General features: G+C 62.8%; 15 protein-coding genes, 1 tRNA gene and 1 pseudogene. 2 read left to right on the forward strand and 15 right to left on the reverse strand.

Features of this window, described 5'->3' with window-relative positions:
• Nucleotides 1-56 precede the first annotated feature (56 nt).
• The 6 genes from tuf to rpoB all read right to left on the reverse strand — a co-directional run bounded on the left by tuf (nt 57) and on the right by rpoB (nt 12,428).
• Nucleotides 57-1,247: an elongation factor Tu gene (gene tuf, locus AB0313_RS04725; RefSeq protein ID WP_018760460.1), complete on the reverse strand. Its 1,191-nt coding sequence runs from the start codon at nt 1,245-1,247 to the stop codon at nt 57-59.
• A gap of 249 nt (nt 1,248-1,496) precedes the next feature.
• Nucleotides 1,497-3,611 (reverse strand): elongation factor G, encoded by a 2,115-nt coding sequence (fusA, locus tag AB0313_RS04730; RefSeq protein ID WP_141942684.1) that lies wholly within the window; start codon nt 3,609-3,611, stop codon nt 1,497-1,499.
• A 69-nt stretch (nt 3,612-3,680) separates the two neighbouring features.
• Nucleotides 3,681-4,151, reverse strand: coding sequence for a 30S ribosomal protein S7 (rpsG, locus tag AB0313_RS04735; RefSeq protein ID WP_003803829.1), 471 nt, complete (start codon nt 4,149-4,151; stop codon nt 3,681-3,683).
• Nucleotide 4,152: 1 nt separating this feature from the next.
• Nucleotides 4,153-4,527 carry a 30S ribosomal protein S12 gene (gene rpsL / locus AB0313_RS04740; RefSeq protein WP_009358312.1) on the reverse strand — a complete coding sequence of 125 codons (375 nt, stop codon included), beginning with the start codon at nt 4,525-4,527 and terminating at the stop codon, nt 4,153-4,155.
• A 386-nt stretch (nt 4,528-4,913) separates the two neighbouring features.
• Entirely contained in the window at nt 4,914-8,813 is a 3,900-nt protein-coding gene (locus AB0313_RS04745; RefSeq protein ID WP_141942686.1) for a DNA-directed RNA polymerase subunit beta', read from the reverse strand.
• A 105-nt stretch (nt 8,814-8,918) separates the two neighbouring features.
• Nucleotides 8,919-12,428, reverse strand: a complete 3,510-nt coding sequence (gene rpoB / locus AB0313_RS04750; protein WP_141942688.1) for a DNA-directed RNA polymerase subunit beta — start codon at nt 12,426-12,428, stop codon at nt 8,919-8,921.
• Between the two features lie 509 nt (nt 12,429-12,937).
• Between rpoB and AB0313_RS04755 the strand changes: the two genes are divergently transcribed.
• Entirely contained in the window at nt 12,938-14,137 is a 1,200-nt protein-coding gene (locus AB0313_RS04755; protein WP_366303938.1) for an acetyl-CoA C-acetyltransferase, read from the forward strand.
• Entirely contained in the window at nt 14,137-14,634 is a 498-nt protein-coding gene (locus AB0313_RS04760; protein WP_366303940.1) for a YbaK/EbsC family protein, read from the forward strand. Before AB0313_RS04755 ends, AB0313_RS04760 begins: the two co-directional genes overlap by 1 nt.
• Nucleotides 14,635-14,707: 73 nt before the next feature.
• On the opposite strand, the gene rplL is transcribed toward AB0313_RS04760, so the two are convergent.
• The 9 genes and pseudogenes from rplL to AB0313_RS04805 all read right to left on the reverse strand — a co-directional run bounded on the left by rplL (nt 14,708) and on the right by AB0313_RS04805 (nt 20,199).
• Nucleotides 14,708-15,085, reverse strand: coding sequence for a 50S ribosomal protein L7/L12 (rplL, locus tag AB0313_RS04765; protein ID WP_141942694.1), 378 nt, complete (start codon nt 15,083-15,085; stop codon nt 14,708-14,710).
• A gap of 78 nt (nt 15,086-15,163) precedes the next feature.
• On the reverse strand, nt 15,164-15,745 hold the full coding sequence (rplJ, locus tag AB0313_RS04770) for a 50S ribosomal protein L10 (RefSeq protein ID WP_141942696.1): 582 nt from the start codon (nt 15,743-15,745) through the stop codon (nt 15,164-15,166).
• 296 nt (nt 15,746-16,041) lie between these two features.
• Nucleotides 16,042-17,160 carry a GNAT family N-acetyltransferase gene (locus AB0313_RS04775; protein WP_141942698.1) on the reverse strand — a complete coding sequence of 373 codons (1,119 nt, stop codon included), beginning with the start codon at nt 17,158-17,160 and terminating at the stop codon, nt 16,042-16,044.
• Between the two features lie 7 nt (nt 17,161-17,167).
• Nucleotides 17,168-17,281, reverse strand: a pseudogene (locus AB0313_RS04780) (GNAT family N-acetyltransferase); the annotation flags it as partial.
• A 105-nt stretch (nt 17,282-17,386) separates the two neighbouring features.
• Nucleotides 17,387-18,094, reverse strand: a complete 708-nt coding sequence (rplA, locus tag AB0313_RS04785; protein ID WP_366303943.1) for a 50S ribosomal protein L1 — start codon at nt 18,092-18,094, stop codon at nt 17,387-17,389.
• A 179-nt stretch (nt 18,095-18,273) separates the two neighbouring features.
• Entirely contained in the window at nt 18,274-18,705 is a 432-nt protein-coding gene (gene rplK / locus AB0313_RS04790; RefSeq protein ID WP_018760472.1) for a 50S ribosomal protein L11, read from the reverse strand.
• 128 nt (nt 18,706-18,833) lie between these two features.
• Nucleotides 18,834-19,646 (reverse strand): transcription termination/antitermination protein NusG, encoded by an 813-nt coding sequence (gene nusG, locus AB0313_RS04795; protein WP_366303946.1) that lies wholly within the window; start codon nt 19,644-19,646, stop codon nt 18,834-18,836.
• Between the two features lie 113 nt (nt 19,647-19,759).
• Complete coding sequence (gene secE / locus AB0313_RS04800) at nt 19,760-20,044, reverse strand: preprotein translocase subunit SecE (protein WP_141942702.1); 285 nt, start codon at nt 20,042-20,044, stop codon at nt 19,760-19,762.
• Between the two features lie 82 nt (nt 20,045-20,126).
• A tRNA-Trp gene (locus AB0313_RS04805) sits at nt 20,127-20,199 on the reverse strand.
• Nucleotides 20,200-20,288: the final 89 nt, after the last annotated feature.

The raw sequence follows: 20,288 nt of genomic DNA on the forward strand, positions 1-20,288 counted from the left end.
GCTTTCCTGTGGATTCAGCGTGGGCCGTGGCCCGGCAGAACCTTGATCAACAAGGACTACTTGATGATCTTGGTAACGCGTCCCGAACCAACGGTGCGGCCGCCTTCGCGGATTGCGAAGCCGAGGCCCTCTTCCATAGCGATGGGCTGGATGAGCGCAACGGTCATCTCAGTGTTGTCGCCGGGCATAACCATTTCCGTGCCCTCGGGCAGGGTGATAACGCCGGTTACGTCCGTGGTACGGAAGTAGAACTGCGGGCGGTAGTTGGAGTAGAACGGGTTGTGACGTCCGCCTTCGTCCTTGGAGAGGATGTAGACGTTGGCCTCGAAGTCGGTGTGCGGGGTGATGGAACCCGGCTTGACGACAACCTGGCCACGCTCGACATCGTCGCGCTTCAGGCCACGGAGCAGGAGGCCACAGTTCTCGCCGGCCCATGCTTCGTCGAGCTGCTTGTGGAACATCTCGATACCGGTAACCGTGGTCTTCTGGACCGGGCGGATACCAACGATCTCGACCTCAGAGTTGATGGCGAGGGTTCCACGCTCGGCGCGGCCCGTAACAACGGTGCCACGGCCGGTGATGGTGAAGACGTCCTCGATCGGCATCAGGAACGGCTTGTCACGGTCACGTACGGGGTCCGGAACAGACTCGTCGACAGCAGCCATCAGGTCCTCAACGGACTTGACCCACTCCGGGTCGCCTTCCAGGGCCTTGAGGCCGGAAACGCGGACAACCGGAGCGTTGTCGCCATCGAAGCCCTGCGAGCTCAGGAGCTCACGAACTTCCATTTCGACGAGGTCCAGCAGTTCCTCATCGTCAACCATGTCAGCCTTGTTCAGAGCGACCAGCAGGTAGGGAACACCAACCTGGCGGGCGAGCAGAACGTGCTCACGGGTCTGAGCCATCGGGCCGTCGGTAGCAGCAACCACGAGGATTGCGCCGTCCATCTGGGCAGCACCGGTGATCATGTTCTTGATGTAGTCAGCGTGGCCGGGGGCGTCAACGTGTGCGTAGTGACGCTTCTCGGTCTGGTACTCCACGTGGGAGATGTTGATGGTAATACCGCGCTGACGCTCTTCGGGTGCAGAGTCGATCGACGCGAAGTCACGCTTCTCGTTGAGAGTCGGGTACTTGTCGTACAGCACCTTGGAAATGGCGGCCGTCAGCGTCGTCTTACCGTGGTCAACGTGACCAATGGTGCCGATGTTGACGTGCGGCTTAGTCCGCTCGAACTTTGCCTTTGCCACAGGTTCCTCCTAGAACGTTTTCAAATGACATACCCTCCTGCCGCTCTTGTCGCGGCAGAAACTCAGGTAAGTCTACTTGGGGGGCTTTGGATTGGTGAAATTGCAGATTCAGGAACTAATACTAGTCCCTAGAGCCTGTTCGTGCAGATGGCCGGAATCCGGTCTGGACCGTAGCCGGCCACCTGCACCGGCTGTGCTTTCCGTTGCCGGCAAGCGCACCCGAGTTTGTTGCTTTGAGAAGTCCGGAGACTATTCGCCGCGGGTCTTCTGGATGATCTCGTCGGCAACTGCCTTCGGGACCTCGGCGTAGCTGTTGAAGGTCATGGAGTACACAGCGCGGCCCTGGGTCTTGGAGCGCAGGTCACCGATGTAGCCGAACATGCCGGACAGCGGAACGTGCGCACGGATGACCTTGACGCCCTGTGCATCTTCCATGGACTGCATCTGGCCACGGCGGGAGTTGAGGTCACCGATAACTTCACCCATGTATTCCTCAGGGGTGCGGACCTCTACATCCATCAGCGGTTCAAGCAGTACAGGGTTCGCCTTGCGTGCAGCTTCCTTGAAAGCCATACGGCCGGCGATCTTGAACGCCATTTCCGAAGAGTCAACATCGTGGTATGCGCCGTCGATCAGCGTGGCCTTGATGCCGACAACCGGGTATCCGGCCAGGACGCCGTCGTTCAGTGCGTCCTGGATGCCCGCGTCAACAGACGGGATGTACTCACGGGGAACGCGGCCACCGGTGACCTTGTTCTCGAACTCGTACAGCTCGCCCTCGGCGGTGTCCAGCGGCTCGATCGCGATCTGGATCTTTGCGAACTGACCCGAACCACCGGTCTGCTTCTTGTGCGTGTAGTCGTGGCGTTCGACGGCGCGCTTGATGGTTTCGCGGTAGGCAACCTGGGGCTTGCCCACGTTTGCCTCGACCTTGAATTCGCGGCGCATGCGGTCCACCAGGATGTCCAGGTGGAGCTCGCCCATGCCGGCGATGATGGTCTGGCCGGTGTCTTCGTTGAGGGACACCTGGAAGGTGGGGTCCTCAGCGGAGAGCTTCTGGATGGCCGTGGAGAGCTTCTCCTGGTCGCCCTTGGTGTTCGGCTCGATGGCAACCGAGATCACGGGCTCCGGGAAGCTCATGGACTCGAGCACGATCTGGTTGTTGGCATCACACAGGGTGTCACCCGTGGTGGTGTCCTTCAGGCCGATGGCTGCGTAGATGTGGCCGGCGGTAGCGCCCTCAACGGGCATTTCCTTGTTGGCGTGCATCTGGAACAGCTTGCCGATGCGCTCCTTCTTGCCCTTGGTGGAGTTGACCACCTGGGCGCCTGCTTCCACGTGACCGGAGTACACGCGGATGAAGGTGAGCTGGCCGAAGAAGGGGTGAGCAGCAATCTTGAATGCCAGGGCCGAGAACGGCTCCTCGGCGGAAGGCTTGCGGGTCAGTTCCTTCTCTTCGTCGCGGGGGTCGTGGCCGACCATCGGGGGGACGTCCAGCGGGTTCGGCAGGTAGTCCACAACTGCGTCGAGCATGGGCTGAACGCCACGGTTCTTGAATGCGGAACCGCAGAAGATCGGGTAGAGCTCGGAGTTGATGGTCATCTTGCGGATGCCGGCCTTGAGCTCGTCGATCGAGATCTCTTCACCCTCGAGGTACTTCTCCATGAGTTCCTCGGACGACTCGGCGACGGTCTCAACGAGGTTCGCGCGGTATTCCTCAGCCTTTTCCTGAAGGTCAGCCGGGATCTCGCGGATCTCGTACTTGGCACCCATGGTGACGTCACCCTTGGCATCGCCGGGCCACACCAGGGCGCGCATGTAGAGCAGGTCGACGACGCCGATGAAGTCGTTCTCGGCACCGATAGGCAGCTGCATGACCAGCGGCTTGGCACCGAGGCGGCTGATGATGGTGTCTACGGTGAAGTAGAAGTCAGCACCCAGCTTGTCCATCTTGTTGACGAAGCAGATACGCGGGACGTTGTACTTGTCAGCCTGGCGCCAAACGGTCTCGGACTGCGGCTCAACGCCTTCCTTGCCATCGAAGACGGCAACTGCACCGTCGAGGACGCGCAGGGAGCGCTCAACCTCAACCGTGAAGTCCACGTGGCCGGGGGTGTCGATGATGTTGATCTGGTTGTTTTCCCAGAAGCAGGTCACGGCGGCAGACGTGATGGTGATGCCGCGTTCCTTTTCCTGTTCCATCCAGTCGGTGGTCGAAGCGCCGTCGTGCGTTTCGCCGATCTTGTGGTTCACACCCGTGTAGAACAGGATGCGCTCGGTTGTGGTGGTCTTGCCGGCATCAATGTGGGCCATGATGCCGATGTTGCGGACCTTGCTAAGGTCGGTAAGCACGTCCTGTGCCACGGGGTCTCCTTTTGGGATGGACTACACGTTCGCCGCCGGCTCGGTTGAGCCGGCGGCGTCCGGGGAGTATTACCAGCGGTAGTGTGCGAAGGCCTTGTTGGACTCGGCCATCTTGTGGGTGTCTTCGCGACGCTTCACAGCGGCACCGAGACCGTTGGACGCATCCAGGATTTCGTTCTGGAGGCGTTCGGTCATCGTCTTTTCGCGGCGGGCCTTGGAGTAGCCGACCAGCCACCGCAGGGCGAGTGCGGTGGAGCGGCCCGGCTTGACCTCAACCGGAACCTGGTAGGTGGCGCCACCGACACGGCGGGAGCGGACCTCGAGCGAAGGCTTGACGTTGTCCATGGCCTTCTTCAGGGCTGCAACGGGGTCGCCGCCGGACTTGGCGCGTGCGCCTTCGAGTGCACCGTAGACGATGCGCTCTGCCGTGGACTTCTTGCCGTCAACAAGCACCTTGTTGATGAGCTGGGTTACCAGCGGGGAACCGTATACCGGATCCGAAACGAGCGGCCGCTTGGGGGCCGGACCCTTGCGAGGCATATTACTTCTTCTCCATCTTTGCGCCGTAGCGGCTGCGGGCCTGCTTACGGTTCTTCACGCCCTGGGTATCGAGGGCGCCACGGACGATCTTGTAGCGGACACCCGGGAGGTCCTTAACACGACCACCGCGAACGAGCACAATGGAGTGCTCCTGCAGGTTGTGGCCAACACCGGGGATGTAGGCGGTAACTTCCACGCCGCCGTTGAGGCGCACACGTGCCACCTTACGCAGAGCCGAGTTCGGCTTCTTCGGGGTGGTGGTGTAGACGCGGGTGCAAACACCGCGGCGCATGGGGCTGCCCTTAAGCGCGGGAGCCTTGGTCTTTGAGACCTTAGGCGTGCGGCCCTTGCGGACCAGCTGGTTAATCGTAGGCACTCTCGTGTTCTCCGTTTTATCCGGAGTGGCTGTTTCCGGCCACTCTCCTGTTGCGTTGCCCCGCCGCCCGGGCCCTGAAGGAAATCTCCATGACGGCGAAGGCGAAGCCTTTAATAGTCGGATCGCACACCGGGCGGAACCTTCATTCCAACAGTTCCCCAGGCATGCAAAAATGTGGCATACGTTGCACAAGAACCCTGCAAACCGGAAACGTCGCTCTGGTCCAGCCTTTCAGCTGATACCGGCGCACTCATCCACTGCCACAATAACAATTGGTAACAAGTCTAGCATGGACAGGCTCCATGCCTTAATCGACGGGTTAAACGGGGATGGTCCCCCACCGTACGGTGCGGGACCATCCCTGCGGCTAAGCCGGCTTCAGCGGATCAGCGGAAGTCGTTGCCCAGGTCGTAGTCATCCAGCGGGATGGCGTGGAACTCGGGAGCTCCATCACCGCCCAGGGTGTCGTACGAGAAGTCACTGAATGCGCTGGGGCCGGTGAACAGGTTGGCCTTTGCTTCCTCAGTGGGCTCCACGGTGACCTCGGTGTAGCGCGGGAGGCCCGTGCCGGCCGGGATCAGCTTACCGATGATGACGTTTTCCTTCAGGCCCAGCAGCGGATCGCTCTTGCCTTCCATGGCCGCCTGCGTCAGGACGCGGGTGGTCTCCTGGAAGGAAGCTGCCGACAGCCAGGACTCGGTGGCCAGCGACGCCTTGGTGATGCCCATGAGCTCGGGACGTCCGGAAGCCGGAGTCTTGCCCTCGGACACAACGCGGCGGTTGGCCTCCTCGAAGCGGCTGCGCTCGGCGAGCTCGCCGGGCAGCAGGTCGGATTCACCGGATTCGATGACCGTGACGCGGCGCAGCATCTGGCGGACGATAACCTCGACGTGCTTGTCGTGGATACCGATGCCCTGGCTGCGGTACACGCCCTGGACCTCGTCCACCAGGAACTTCTGTGCCGCACGCGGGCCCATGATGCGCAGGACCTGCTTGGGGTCCACCGGGCCGTTGATCAGCTTCTGTCCGACGGCGACGTGGTCGCCGTCTTCGATCAGCAGGCGAGAACGGCGCAGGACCGGGTAAGCGATCTCTTCCGATCCGTCGTCCGGGGTGATGACCAAGCGCATCTGGCGCTCGGACTCTTCGATGGTGATGCGGCCGGCTGCTTCAGCAATCGGTGCAACACCCTTCGGAGTACGGGCTTCGAAGAGCTCCTGGATACGGGGCAGACCCTGGGTGATGTCGTCACCACCGCCGGCGGAGACAGCACCACCGGTGTGGAACGTACGCATGGTCAGCTGGGTACCGGGTTCACCGATGGACTGTGCGGCGATGATGCCCACGGCCTCGCCGATGTCCACGGTCTTGCCGGTGGCCAGCGAACGGCCGTAGCACAGGGCGCAGGTACCGACGCTGGACTCACAGGTGAGTACGGAGCGGACCTTGACCTCGGTGATGCCTGCCTTGAAGAGCTCAGCGATCACCACGTCGCCGCAGTCGGTGCCGGCAGCTGCGAGGACGTTGCCCTCGGAGTCCACGACGTCGACCGCCAGCGTACGTGCGTAGGCGCTGTTCTCCACGTTCTCGTCCAGGACGAGCTCACCGTTGGAATCGGCGACGGCGATGGGCGTGACCAGGCCGCGCTCGGTGCCGCAGTCCTCTTCACGGACGATGACGTCCTGCGAGACGTCCACCAGACGACGGGTCAGGTAACCCGAGTTGGCGGTACGCAGGGCGGTATCGGCCAGACCCTTACGGGCACCGTGCGTGGCGATGAAGTATTCCAGCACCGACAGGCCCTCACGGTAGGAGGACTTGATGGGGCGCGGGATGATCTCACCCTTCGGGTTGGCCACCAGGCCACGGATACCCGCGATCTGGCGGACCTGCATCCAGTTACCACGTGCACCGGAGGACACCATGCGGTTGATGGTGTTCATCGGGGACAGGCTCTCGCGCATCACCGAGGCGATGTCGTTGGTGGCCTTGTTCCAGATTTCGATCAGTTCCTGGCGGCGCTCGTCGTCGTCGATCAGGCCCTTGTCGTACTGGCCCTGGATCTTGGCGGCGCGTTCCTCGTACCCGGCGAGGATTTCCGGCTTGGCAGCAGGAACCTCGATGTCGGAGATGGCAACGGTGACGCCCGAACGGGTGGCCCAGTAGAAACCGGCGTCCTTCAGGTTGTCCAGCGTTGCCGCGGTAACAACCTTCGGGTAGCGCTCGGCGAGGTCGTTGACGATGCGGGACAGTTCGCCCTTGTCGGCAACAGCTTCAACCCAAGGGTAGTCCTCGGGCAGGGTCTCGTTGAAGAGGACCTGGCCCAGGGAGGTCTGGACGAGTGCGGGCTGACCCTGCTCCCAGCCTTCCGGAGCTTCCCAGCCGGCGTACGGCACGAAGCCTTCGAGGCGGATCTTGACCTGCGAGTTCAGGTGCAGCTCGCGGGCGTCGAACGCCATGATGGCCTCGGAGACCGAACCGAAGATGCGGCCTTCACCGGCTGAACCCTTGCGCTTGGTGGTCAAGTGGTACAGGCCGATGATCATGTCCTGCGAGGGCAGGGTGACCGGACGTCCGTCGGACGGCTTCAGGATGTTGTTCGAGGACAGCATCAGGATGCGGGCCTCAGCCTGCGCCTCGGGGCTCAGCGGCAGGTGCACTGCCATCTGGTCGCCGTCGAAGTCGGCGTTGAACGCGCCACAAACCAGCGGGTGCAGCTGGATTGCCTTGCCTTCAACAAGCTGCGGCTCGAACGCCTGGATGCCCAGGCGGTGCAGGGTAGGTGCACGGTTGAGCAGTACCGGGTGTTCGGTGATGATCTCTTCGAGCACGTCCCAGACCTGCGGGCGGTAGCGCTCCACCATCCGCTTGGCGGACTTGATGTTCTGGGCGTGGTTGAGGTCAACCAGGCGCTTCATCACGAACGGCTTGAACAGCTCCAGGGCCATCTGCTTGGGCAGGCCGCACTGGTGCAGCTTCAGCTGCGGGCCGACGACGATGACCGAACGGCCGGAGTAGTCGACGCGCTTGCCGAGGAGGTTCTGGCGGAAACGGCCCTGCTTGCCCTTGAGCATGTCGCTCAGGGACTTCAGCGGACGGTTGCCCGGTCCGGTGACCGGACGGCCGCGGCGGCCGTTGTCGAAGAGGCTGTCAACAGCTTCCTGAAGCATGCGCTTCTCGTTGTTGACGATGATCTCCGGAGCACCAAGGTCAAGCAGGCGCTTGAGGCGGTTGTTGCGGTTGATCACGCGGCGGTACAGGTCGTTGAGGTCGGAGGTCGCGAAGCGGCCACCGTCGAGCTGGACCATAGGGCGCAGTTCCGGCGGGATCACCGGGACGGCGTCGAGGACCATGCCAAGCGGGCTGTTGTTGGTGGTCAGGAATGCGTTGACCACCTTCAGGCGCTTCAGGGCACGGGTCTTGCGCTGGCCCTTGCCGTTGGCGATGACGTCGCGCAGTGCTTCGGACTCGGCCTGCATGTCGAAGTTCTCAAGGCGCTTCTTGATGGCTTCGGCACCCATGGAGCCTTCGAAGTACATGCCGTAGCGGTCGCGCAGTTCGCGGTACAGGCCTTCGTCACCTTCGAGGTCGGCGACCTTCAGGTTCTTGAAGCGGTCCCAGACCTGCTCGAGGCGCTCGATGTCGGCGTCGGCACGCTTGCGGACGTTGGCCATCTGGCGGTCGGCGGAGTCGCGGGCCTTCTTCTTGTCGGCAGCCTTGGCGCCTTCGCCCTCAAGGCGTGCAATTTCGCCTTCGAGGTCGCGGGCGATCGCGGCGATGTCGGCATCGCGGTTGTCGATGAGCTGCTTCTTCTCGATGTCGTGCTCAACCTGCAGGTTGGGCAGTTCCTCGTGGCGGGCGGCCTCGTCAACGCTGGTGATCATGTAAGCAGCGAAGTAGATGACCTTTTCGAGGTCCTTCGGTGCCAGGTCAAGGAGGTAGCCCAGGCGGGAGGGAACACCCTTGAAGTACCAGATGTGGGTGACGGGAGCGGCGAGCTCGATGTGGCCCATGCGCTCACGGCGGACCTTGGCGCGGGTGACTTCGACGCCACAGCGCTCACAGATGATGCCCTTGAAGCGCACGCGCTTGTACTTGCCGCAGTAGCATTCCCAGTCGCGGGACGGGCCGAAGATCTTCTCGCAGAAGAGGCCGTCCTTCTCGGGCTTGAGCGTGCGGTAGTTGATGGTTTCCGGCTTCTTAACCTCGCCGTACGACCAGCCGCGGATGTCTTCCGCGGTGGCGAGGCCGATCTGCATGAGGCCGAAGGAGGATTCGCTGGACATATGGTCCCTGTTCTCTCTTGTTCTCTAAATTCTGAAGTCTTAGGTGCGGGATGAGGGAGGTGGCGTTCGACGGCGGGTGCGCACCCGCCGTCGAACGCTTACCTTCTAGACCTCTTCTACGGAGCTGGGCTCTGCACGAGACAGATCGATGCCCAGTTCCTCCGCAGCCGTGAAGACTGCGTCATCAGAGTCACGCATTTCAATCGTGGTTCCGTCCGTGGAAAGGACTTCCACGTTCAGGCACAGCGACTGCATTTCCTTGATCAAGACCTTGAAGGATTCGGGAACGCCCGGCTCGGGGATGTTCTCGCCCTTGACGATGGCTTCGTAGACCTTCACACGACCGTGGATGTCGTCAGACTTGATCGTGAGCAGTTCCTGGAGCGTGTAGGCGGCGCCGTAGGCTTCGAGCGCCCACACTTCCATTTCACCGAAGCGCTGGCCACCGAACTGTGCCTTACCACCCAGCGGCTGCTGCGTGATCATGGAGTACGGACCGGTGGAGCGTGCGTGGATCTTGTCGTCCACCAGGTGGTGGAGCTTCAGGATGTACATGTAGCCGACCGAGATCGGATCCGGGAACGGCTCGCCGGAGCGGCCGTCGAACAGACGGGTCTTGCCGGAGGAGTTGATCAGGCGGTCACCGTCGCGGGTCACGTTGGTGGAATCCAGCAGGCCCGTGATTTCCTCTTCGCGGGCGCCGTCGAACACCGGCGTTGCAACAGTGGTGGGACCACTCTCGCGCGGCAGGTTGGGCAGCTGCTTGACCCACTCGGGCTCGCCTTCGATCTTCCAACCGGTCTTGGCAACCCAGCCAAGGTGGGTTTCGAGCACCTGGCCCACGTTCATACGGCCCGGAACACCCAGCGGGTTCAGGACGATGTCAACGGGGGTGCCGTCGGCGAGGAAGGGCATGTCCTCCACGGGGAGGATCTTGGAGATAACACCCTTGTTGCCGTGGCGGCCGGCGAGCTTGTCGCCGTCGGTGATCTTGCGCTTGGCGGCAACGTACACGCGGACCAACTGGTTGACGCCCGGTGGCAGCTCGTCGTCGTTGTCACGGTCGAAGACGCGGACGCCGATGACGGTGCCGGACTCGCCGTGGGGAACCTTCAGGGAGGTGTCACGCACTTCGCGGGACTTCTCGCCGAAGATGGCGCGCAGCAGGCGCTCTTCCGGAGTCAGTTCGGTTTCACCCTTCGGGGTGACCTTTCCGACCAGGATGTCCCCTGCTTCAACCTCGGCACCGATGTGGATGATGCCGCGCTCGTCCAGGCCTGCCAGGACTTCCTCGGACACGTTGGGGATGTCACGGGTGATTTCCTCGGCACCAAGCTTGGTGTCGCGGGCATCGATCTCGTGCTCCTCGATGTGGATGGAGGAAAGAACGTCCTCGGCAACAATGCGCTGCGAGAGGATGATGGCGTCCTCGAAGTTGTGGCCTTCCCATGACATGAATGCCACGAGCAGGTTCTTGCCGAGGGCGAGCTCACCCTGGTCCGTTGCCGGGCCGTCGGCGATGATGCCGCCAACTTCCAGGCGCTGGCCTTCGTTGACCAGGACGCGGTGGTTGTAGCAGTTGCCCTGGTTCGAGCGGGCGAACTTGTTGATGCGGTAGTTGGTCTCCGTGCCGTCGTCGTTGAGCATGATGACGAGCTCGGCGGACACCTCGGTGACCACACCGGCCTTCTTGGCGATGACGACGTCGCCGGCGTCAACGGCTGCGGCGCGCTCCATGCCGGTGCCCACGAAGGGGGCCTCGGAACGGACCAGCGGCACGGCCTGGCGCTGCATGTTGGCACCCATGAGTGCACGGTTGGCGTCGTCGTGCTCCAGGAACGGGATCAGGGCGGTAGCCACGGACACCATCTGGCGCGGGGAAACGTCCATGAACTCGACGTCCTCGGCGGGCACGAGCACAGGCTCGCCTCCACCACCACGGGCACGGACCAGCACGGTGTCCTCGGCGAACTTGTTGTTCTCGTCCAGCGGCGCGTTGGCCTGGGCGATCAGCACTTCAGCCTCGTCGTCGGCCGTCAAGTACTGGACGTCGTCGGAAACGACGCCGTCCTTGACCAGGCGGTACGGGGTCTCGATGAAGCCGAACGGGTTGATGCGTCCGTAGGATGCCAGCGAACCGATCAGGCCAATGTTCGGGCCTTCAGGAGTTTCGATGGGGCACATACGTCCGTAGTGGGACGGGTGCACGTCACGGACTTCCATGCCGGCGCGGTCACGGGACAGACCACCGGGGCCCAGGGCCGACAGGCGGCGCTTGTGGGTCAGGCCCGAGAGCGGGTTGTTCTGGTCCATGAACTGCGACAGCTGGGAAGTTCCGAAGAACTCCTTGATGGCTGCAACCACGGGGCGGATGTTGATCAGGGTCTGCGGCGTGATGGCCTCGACGTCCTGGGTGGTCATACGCTCGCGGACAACGCGCTCCATACGGGACAGGCCGGTGCGGACCTGGTTCTCGATGAGCTCGCCGACGGCGCGGATGCGGCGGTTGCCGAAGTGGTCGATATCGTCGATTTCGACGCGCAGGTCCACTTCCTGGCCATCGCGGGTGCCCTTGATGGTCTTCTCGCCGGCGTGCAGCGCGACGAGGAACTTGATCATGGCAACGATGTCTTCAACGTGCAGGACTGACGCTTCCTTGTCGCCAAGGGAGCGATCGATGCCCAGCTTGCGGTTGATCTTGTAACGGCCAACCTTGGCCAGATCGTAGCGCTTGGAGTTGAAGTACAGGTTGTCCAGCAGCGACTGGGCAGCCTCGACGGTGGGCGGCTCGCCCGGACGCAGCTTGCGGTAGATGTCAAGCAGGGCGTCTTCGCGGGTTTCGGTGGCGTCCTTCTCCAGGGTTGCCCGCATGGAGTCATACTGGCCGAACTCTTCGAGGATCTGGCCTTCGGTCCAGCCTAGGGCCTTCAGCAGCACGGTTACGGACTGCTTGCGCTTGCGGTCGAGGCGGACGCCGACCTGGTCGCGCTTGTCGATCTCGAGCTCGAACCATGCACCGCGGGACGGGATGATCTTGGCGGTGAAGATGTCCTTGTCGCTGGTCTTGTCGGCAGCGCGCTCGAAGTAGGCGCCCGGCGAACGGACCAGCTGGGAGACGACGACACGCTCGGTGCCGTTGACGACGAAGGTGCCCTTCTCGGTCATCAGCGGGAAGTCACCCATGAACACGGTCTGCTGCTTGATTTCGCCCGTGTTGTTGTTCATGAACTCGGCCTTGACGTACAGCGGAGCCGAGTAGGTGGCGTCCCGGTCCTTGCACTCAGCCATGGTGTACTTGGGGTCAGCGAACTCCGGATCGGAGAAGCTCAGGGACATGGTGCCCTGGAAGTCCTCGATCGGGGAGATCTCTTCGAAGATGTCCGACAGGCCGGACGTGGTGGCGACGCTGAGATCGTTTTCTTCGACAGCCTTTGCCACGCGTGCCTGCCAGCGCTCATTGCCGACCAGCCAGTCAAAGCTGTCCGTCTGCAGGGCAAGCAGATTCGGAACGTCAAGGGGTTCGTGAATCTTTGCGAATGAGAGCCGGCGAGTGGCACCATCAGTGCTGTCGGCAGTGTTAGCGGTTTCGTTATTAGAGGTGCTCGAGGCGACCAAGAGGGATCCTTCCACAGACCTTCAGGCGTTTTCAGATCTCCCCCGCTGTGCACCCTGCGAAGTGACTCCGCAGCGCTACCATCCGGTTCCGCTATATGACCCGGGGCCCGGAACTGACTATGCTGTGACCGTGGTTACGGCACGTTGATTGCCAGCTGCCGGGCAAAGCCCACCGCTATATGAAGGCTGAAGGTAAACAGGGAAGACGCAAATATCTACGATACGGCAAAATAACCTACGTGTCTACCCCACAACCGGCCGGATTGCAAGCAGCTGATTTTGGGCGGCAGAGACCCGCCGCATCCTAGAGCCGAAGCGTCACGCCCGCTGCAGTGCAGGCGCCGGCATTCGCCAACACCGCATCCCGGACCGCGTCCTGGCAAGCCTGTGCCGGCTTGCCCCCCATCGCCATGGAATGCACATAGCCGTTCCAGCGTTTGAATAGTTGGGTGACCGGGCTCACGATAGCCTTGGTGGCTTACAACGGAACCGGACTGAAAGTGGGAACCATGGCCAACTCTCCAGACAGCAATGACGTTGTCATCGTCGGGGCCGCGCGGACTCCGCAGGGCCGGATCAACGGCCAACTTTCCAGCCTCACGGCAGTGGACCTGGGGGCCCACGCCATCAAGGCCGCATTGGCGGGCAGTGGTGTGGACGCCTCCGACGTCGAGGCGGTGATCATGGGCCAGGTGCTCCAGGCGGGCGCGGGGCAGAATCCCGCACGGCAAAGCGCCATCGGCGCAGGCATCGGCTGGAACGTCCCTGCGGTGACAATCAACAAGGTGTGCCTTTCCGGCCTGACGGCGGTGATTGACGCCGCCCGGATGATCCGCGCCGGAGAGGCTTCGGTGGTGGTTGCGGGCGGCCAGGAGTCGATGAGCCGCGCGCCGCACCTGCTCCCGGGATCGCGCCAAGGCTGGGCCTATGGATCCATTCAGGCGCTGGACGCGGCGGCCCATGACGGCCTGACCGATGCCTTCGACGGGCAGTCCATGGGCCTGTCCACGGAGACACGGAACCTCACCCTGGGTATCGACCGCGCGTCCCAGGACAACGTTGCGGCCCAGTCGCACCAGCGGGCTGCGCTGGCGGCAAAGAACGGAACGTTCGACGGCGAGATCGCACCTATCAGCGTCAAGCAGCGGAAGGGTGAGCCCCTGGTGGTCGACACCGACGAGGGGGTCCGTCCCAACACGTCAGTTGAATCACTGGCAGGCCTGCGTGCAGCGTTCGTCACCGACGGCACCATCACTGCCGGCAACTCCTCTCCCCTGTCCGACGGCGCCGCCGCACTGGTCCTCGCCTCACGCGGCTATGCGGAAGAGCATGGCCTGGAATACCTGGCTGTGGTGGGCAAGCCCGGGCAGGTGGCGGGACCGGACAACACCCTCCATTCGCAGCCGTCGAACGCGATCATGAATGCCCTCGGCAAGGCCGGCTGGAGCACGGGGGACCTGGACTTCGTCGAAATCAACGAGGCCTTCGGGTCCGTTGCCGTGCAGTCCCTCAAGGACCTCGACTACCCGCTGGAGAAGTGCAACATCCACGGCGGTGCCATCGCCCTGGGGCATCCCATTGGAGCTTCGGGGGCCCGCCTGGCCGCGCATGCGGCCCACGAGCTAAAGCGGCGGGGAACCGGTAAGGCGGCGGTGTCCCTCTGCGGCGGGGGCGGGCAGGGCGAGGCCCTCCTGCTGTACCGCGACTGATGGCGGGACCAGCCGGAAACGGCACGGGGGGCGCCGGTCGGGAACGGTTCCTGGCCGACGCCCAGGCACGCGGGCTGAAGGTGGAGGTAGTGGAGCGGCCCCCTGCGCGAAGCCTTGACGAGGCTGCCGAGATCCTGGGCATCAGGCCGGCGGACATCGTAAAGTCCCTCGTGGTCAAGCACAAGGACGGGACCTTCCTGTTCGCCCTGATCCCCGGCGACCGGCAGATCTCCTGGCCAAAGCTCCGTGCCCTGGTGGGCGTGAACAAGCTCTCCCTCCCGGCCGCCGGGACCGCCCTTGAAGCGACAGGCTATGAGCGGGGCACCATCACCCCTCTCGGCAGCACGACCAGTTGGCCGGTCTACGCCGACGCCACCATCACCGGGCGCCGCATCTCCATGGGCGCCGGTGCCCACGGCTACAGCGCCTTCGTCGACGCTGACGCACTGACCGCAGCCCTGGACGCCGTGGTGGCGGACATCAGCGAACCCTCCTGAATCCCCCAAGCGCCTTAAAAGCAGGAAACCCCGCCCACCGAAGTGGACGGGGTTTCCTGAGGAAAAGGCGTTGTTACTTGAGGGTAACGGTGGCGCCTGCAGCCTCGAGCTGCTCCTTGGCCTTCTCGGCAGCTTCCTTGTTGGCGCCTTCGAGAACAGCCTTGGGGGCGCTGTCAACCAGGTCCTTGGCTTCCTTGAGGCCGAGGGAGGTGATGGCGCGAACTTCCTTGATGACCGCGATCTTCTTGTCGCCGGCAGATTCGAGGATGACGTCGAAGTCGGTCTTCTCTTCAGCCTCTTCAGCAGCGCCACCGGCAGCGGGGCCGGCAACAGCTACAGCAGCAGCGGTAACTTCGAAGGTCTCTTCGAAGAGCTTGACGAACTCGGAGAGCTCGATGATGGTCAGTTCCTTGAAAGCTTCAATGAGCTCTTCGTTGCTGAGCTTCGCCATGGTAGGCGTCCTTCCTGTTGTTGGTGTCCGAACGGCGCGTGGCTGTTCCGGCACCGGAGTCTGGTGGGGGTAAGAGAATTAGTTCTCTTCGGCAGCCGGAGCTTCGGCGGGTGCCTCGGCTTCAGCGGCGGGAGCTTCTTCAGCGGCAGGCGCTTCGGCAGCTGCCGGTGCACCGTTCTCTTCTTCAAGCTTGAGGCGCAGTGCGTCGATGATGCGGGCAGCTGCGGCGGCGGGCGCCTTGAGGACACCTGCAACCTTGGCGAGCTGCAGCTCACGGGACTCGAGGGCAGCCAGGGCTGCAACCTCGGTGGCGTCCAGCGCCTTGCCCTCGAAGTAACCGGTCTTGATGACCAGCTGCTTGTTGGCCTTGGCAAAATCCGTCAGGCTCTTGGCAGCGGCAACTGCGTCACCCTTGATGAACGCGATTGCAGTGGGGCCGGCAAGCTGGCCGTCGAATGCTTCGACGCCGGCTTCCTTGGCTGCAATGGCGGTCAGGGTGTTCTTGACGACCGCGAACTTGGTGTCCTGGCCGAGAGAAACACGCAGCTGCTTGAGCTGTGCAACGGTGAGCCCGCGGTATTCGGTCAGGACAGCGGCGTTCGATTCCTTGAAATCGTTAGTGATCTCAGCTACTGCTGAAACCTTGGTAGGCGTTGCCATAACCCTCCTTCCGGGGATAGTGCCGGTATTCGACGGTCCCCGCTCAAGAGAGCTAAAACTAAAAACGCCCCGCGCAGATGCACGGGGCTTGGCTCAACACGGCTTTACCGTGGAGCTTTGCTTCGTTCACCTGCGCCGGCCGCCCTGCGTTGAGGGTCCTTCGTCCGGAAAACCACTGGAATCCCCCGCGCACATCTGCAGAGTTGAGCCATGCTCAGGAGAGTGGATTTCCAACAACCGACGGTCTTTGGTAGTCCCAGCTTACGCGAGGCGTTGCCACTGCGCCAAATCGGGGTTCAGCTGGTGCTCGTGTGCAGCGTTGGCAGTTCCTTCTGCCAGATGCCCGTCACTCCGGCTGTCTGGAACCCAAGCTGCCTGTTGACCGTCAGGAGGTAACGGTTCTCAGGTGCGTTCCAGGTGTAGATAATGCGGGCGTCCGGAAACTGCTCGCTGAGCCGCACCATGTTCGCCACCTTGATCAGCAGCCCCAGTTTGTTGCCGCGGTGCTCCTGCAGCACCAGCGTGTCGTCCTGGAATACAACGTCCGCACGGTGCGCCAGCACCGTAATCGTGGTCAGTCCCACCAGGGACCCCGTGGCAATGTGCTCGACGGCGGTGACCACCGTTCTCCTGCCCTGCGCAATGGCGACGTCCTCGGCCTCGCGCAGGATGCCGCCGTCGAACACCATGTCCTGCTCAACCGGCACATCCAGGGACGGATCCACGTCCGCCCCCGCCTGGTTCTCGAGGACGGCCACGGCTTCCAGCCACCGGTCGGGGCACCGGTCCGTCCAGTGGTGGAGCCGGTACCGGCCGTTGTTCGCTTCCTCCGCTTCGGCCTGGAGGTCGGCCACCAGCTTGGTGTCCAGCGGCAGGAGGCATGAACTGAACTGCTCAATGTGCTGAAGCGTGTATCCGGTCTTCTGTGCGAACTCCACCTCACGGCTTTCCAGCGGCACGAACCCCTGCCCCGAGCCGGGAACCAACTGGGCCTGTTCAAACTCGTGCAGCGAGGCGCCGGGATGGTTCGTGTCCACCAGGATCATGGTCCGGCCTTCGCCCCTGGCCAGCTGCTCGGCGGCCTCGAGCAAGCGCCGCCCCACTCCCTGCCGCTGGAACTCGGGCAGGATGTCCAGGGTGAGCTCGGCGAGATCCAGGTGATCGGTGAGGGGCAACGCGATGTCCACAGTACCCACGATGGCGCCGTCCACCTTGGCCACCAGGATCAGCTGCCGCTCATACGGGTCCTCGAACTCCAGGAGCTTTTCCATGGGACCGTAAGCGAGGTCGTCACTCCCCCAGGTCTGCATCCGCACTTTGCGGCCCACCTCGACGGCGGCCAGGAAGTCCGCAGCGTCCGGGGTGTCCAGTGAGTCGGGAATCCAGAGCTGCTCGATCTTCACGTCTATTGCCATTCGGGCATCATCCCAGCTGTTTCTGCCGCTCACCTTCAAAGCCGGCGGGCCTGAATCCGAGTGCGGTATTTAGGGCCAGCATATGCTGGTTTCCGCTGGCATTCCATGTCAAAACCGAGCGCGGCGGCGCCAGTGGGACGAAAAGAAGACCGCCCCGGCGCGGTGGCGCAGGGACGGTCTTCGGGTGCTCCGGGAATCAATTCCCGGGCAGGGACTTCATTGAGGACTACGCCTCGGTGAGCACCTTGGTGACGTTGGGGTCAACGGAGATGCCCGGGCCGAACGTGGTGGCGACGGTGGCCTTCTGGATGTAGCGGCCCTTCGCAGCGGACGGCTTGAGGCGAAGGACCTCTTCCAGTGCTGCTGCGTAGTTCTCGGCCAGCTTCACGGCGTCGAAGGAAACCTTGCCGATGATGAAGTGCAGGTTGGAGTGCTTGTCGACGCGGAAGTCGATCTTGCCACCCTTGATGTCGTTGACGGCCTTGGTGACATCGGGGGTCACGGTGCCCGTCTTCGGGTTCGGCATCAGGTTACGCGGACCCAGGACCTTGCCGAGGCGGCCAACCTTGCCCATGAGGTCAGGGGTGGCAACGGCGGCGTCGAAGTCGGTCCAGCCGCCGGCGATCTTTTCGATCAGGTCGTCGGAACCAACGAAGTCGGCGCCGGCTGCGATTGCAGCCTCAGCCTTGTCACCCGTGGCGAAGACCAGGACGCGGGCGGTCTTACCGGTGCCGTGGGGCAGGTTGACCGTGCCGCGGACCATCTGGTCAGCCTTGCGGGGGTCCACGCCGAGGCGGAAAGCAACCTCAACGGTGGCGTCGAACTTGGACGGGCTGGTGTCCTTGGCCAGCGTTACTGCCTCGAACGGTGCGTAGTGCTTGGTCGCATCGATCTTGGCGGCTGCTGCCTCATATGCTTTGCTGCGCTTTGCCATGCTGCTTATTTCTCCTTGTGCAGTTGTGGTCTGCGGACCGCGCTGGGCCCTGCCACAGTCGGTGATCCGGTTCGTTATCCGGGCCGGATGACCAACATTTCAATTATTTTGGTGCCGGTGTCCCGGCGGTGCCGCCCGTCGTCGTCAATTGCACTGACGCTGGACAGCGGTAAAGGGTATTAGCCCTCGACGGTGATGCCCATGGAGCGGGCGGTGCCGGCGATGATCTTCGCTGCGCCTTCGAGGCTGGTGGCGTTGAGGTCTTCCATCTTGGTGGAGGCGATCTCGTTGACCTGGGCCTGGGTCAGCTTGGCAACCTTGACGGTGTGCGGAGTGGATGAACCCTTGGCAACGCCTGCAGCCTTCTTGATGAGCTCTGCAGCCGGCGGGGTCTTGGTGATGAACGTGAAGGAACGGTCCTCGTAGACCGTGATTTCCACGGGGATGACGTTTCCGCGCTGGGCTTCCGTCGCAGCGTTGTACGCCTTGCAGAATTCCATGATGTTGACACCGTGCTGGCCAAGTGCAGGACCGATCGGCGGGGCCGGGTTGGCGGCACCTGCCTGGATCTGCAGCTTGATGAGGCCGGTGACCTTCTTCTTGGGAGCCAATGTAGGGTCCTTCTCTCAATAACGTCCTGGGGCACAGGAGCGTGCCTCAGGTTTTTGGCCGCCATGGCAAGGCGGCCGGCCGTTCCGGTGCAGCTAAGCGGGCGGCGCCGGAACGAATTCTAGGAATCTCAGATCTTGGTGACCTGGTTGAACGCCAGGGTGACGGGCGTTTCGCGCTCGAAGATGGAGACCAGCACCACGAGAGTCTGGGACTCGGGCTTGATCTCGGAGATCGTGGCGGGAAGGGTCTCGAACGGGCCTTCCTTGACGATGACGGACTCGCCGACCTCGAAGTCAACAGCCACGGGAACCTGGTTCTGCTTGTTGACCGGCTTGCCCTTCTCGGCCTGCTCCTCTTCGAAGACGGGGGCGAGCATGGAGAAGACTTCATCCAAACGCAGCGGGACCGGGTTGTGGGCATTGCCCACGAAGCCGGTGACGCCGGGGGTGTGGCGGACGGCGCCCCAGGAGGCGTCCGTCAGGTCCATGCGGACCAGGACGTAGCCGGGGATGCGGACGCGGTTGATCACCTTGCGCTGGGCGTTCTTGATCTCCACGACTTCTTCCATGGGCACCTGGATTTCGAAGATGTAATCTTCCATGTCCAGGGTCTGGATGCGGGTCTCCAGGTTGGCCTTCACGCGGTTTTCGTAGCCGGCGTAGGAGTGGATGACGTACCAGTCACCTTCCTGGCGGCGCAACTTGGCCTTGAACTCCTCTGCGGGGTCCGCGGCCGCGGTGGCTGCCGCTGCGGCAAGGGCGTCGGTCTCTTCGCCATCGACATCCGCTGAGTCGGCTTCGGATGCCTCTGCATCGTCGGAGGCGGCATCATCGGACTCGGGCGCGGAGAACTCAACCTCGGACTCTTCACCGGCTTCCGCCGTGACGTCCTGGGATTCTTCCAACCCGGTCTCGGTTACCTCGAGCTCCTGCTCAGACACTTGGTCTCCTGCTTCCTCATTGCCTAACATGCCTATTTAAATGGCTCAATTCCGCACACCGGCGCTTCCTTCCGGTTTCCCGGGGAAACACGCGGCCTGCGGACCGTCCAGCCCTAGTGGTCCGTGGGGCCGGTACCGCCGAAGACCCAGCCGACAGCGGTTCCGAAACCAATGTCCAGCAGGCTGACGATGACCATCATGATGGCCACGAACACCAGCACCACGAGCGTGTAGTTGATCAGTTCCTTGCGGGTGGGGGCAACAACCTTCTTCAGTTCGCCAATGATCTGGCGGACAAAGAGTGCAATGCGGGCGAAGAAGTTTGCCTTGGCTTCCTTCTTAGCTGGGCGGCCCTTGGAGCTGCTGGCAGCTGTTTCGGTCACCTGGTCCTCGCTCATCTTTGCAATGGTGGATTACCCGGCCCTGATCAGAACCATGGTTGCTGCGCCTGCCCCGGGCTTTCGCCCGGAGCAGCTTGCGCAGGGCAGACAGGACTCGAACCTGCAACCTGCGGTTTTGGAGACCGCTGCGCTACCAATTGCGCCACTACCCTATGGAGTGAAATCCACTCTTTGACGGCCCAACACCCAGCTTGAACTGGGGCGCACGCCATCATCCGTGTTTCAACACCGGTGAACCAGT

This window comes from Pseudarthrobacter sp. NPDC080039, from assembly GCF_040702335.1.
GTDB lineage: Bacteria > Actinomycetota > Actinomycetes > Actinomycetales > Micrococcaceae > Arthrobacter > Arthrobacter enclensis_A.

Excerpts from the sequence above, each read along its gene's own strand:
- AB0313_RS04745 (WP_141942686.1), bottom strand. The coding sequence starts at position 8,813 with ATGTCCAGCGAATCCTCCTTCGGCCTCATGCAGATCGGCCTCGCCACC.
- rplA (WP_366303943.1), bottom strand. The coding sequence starts at position 18,094 with ATGGCAAAGCGCAGCAAAGCATATGAGGCAGCAGCCGCCAAGATCGAT.
- rpsG (WP_003803829.1), bottom strand. The coding sequence starts at position 4,151 with ATGCCTCGCAAGGGTCCGGCCCCCAAGCGGCCGCTCGTTTCGGATCCG.
- secE (WP_141942702.1), bottom strand. The coding sequence starts at position 20,044 with ATGAGCGAGGACCAGGTGACCGAAACAGCTGCCAGCAGCTCCAAGGGC.
- AB0313_RS04760 (WP_366303940.1), top strand. The coding sequence starts at position 14,137 with ATGGCGGGACCAGCCGGAAACGGCACGGGGGGCGCCGGTCGGGAACGG.
- AB0313_RS04775 (WP_141942698.1), bottom strand. The coding sequence starts at position 17,160 with ATGGCAATAGACGTGAAGATCGAGCAGCTCTGGATTCCCGACTCACTG.
- rplJ (WP_141942696.1), bottom strand. The coding sequence starts at position 15,745 with ATGGCAACGCCTACCAAGGTTTCAGCAGTAGCTGAGATCACTAACGAT.
- rplL (WP_141942694.1), bottom strand. The coding sequence starts at position 15,085 with ATGGCGAAGCTCAGCAACGAAGAGCTCATTGAAGCTTTCAAGGAACTG.
- AB0313_RS04755 (WP_366303938.1), top strand. The coding sequence starts at position 12,938 with ATGGCCAACTCTCCAGACAGCAATGACGTTGTCATCGTCGGGGCCGCG.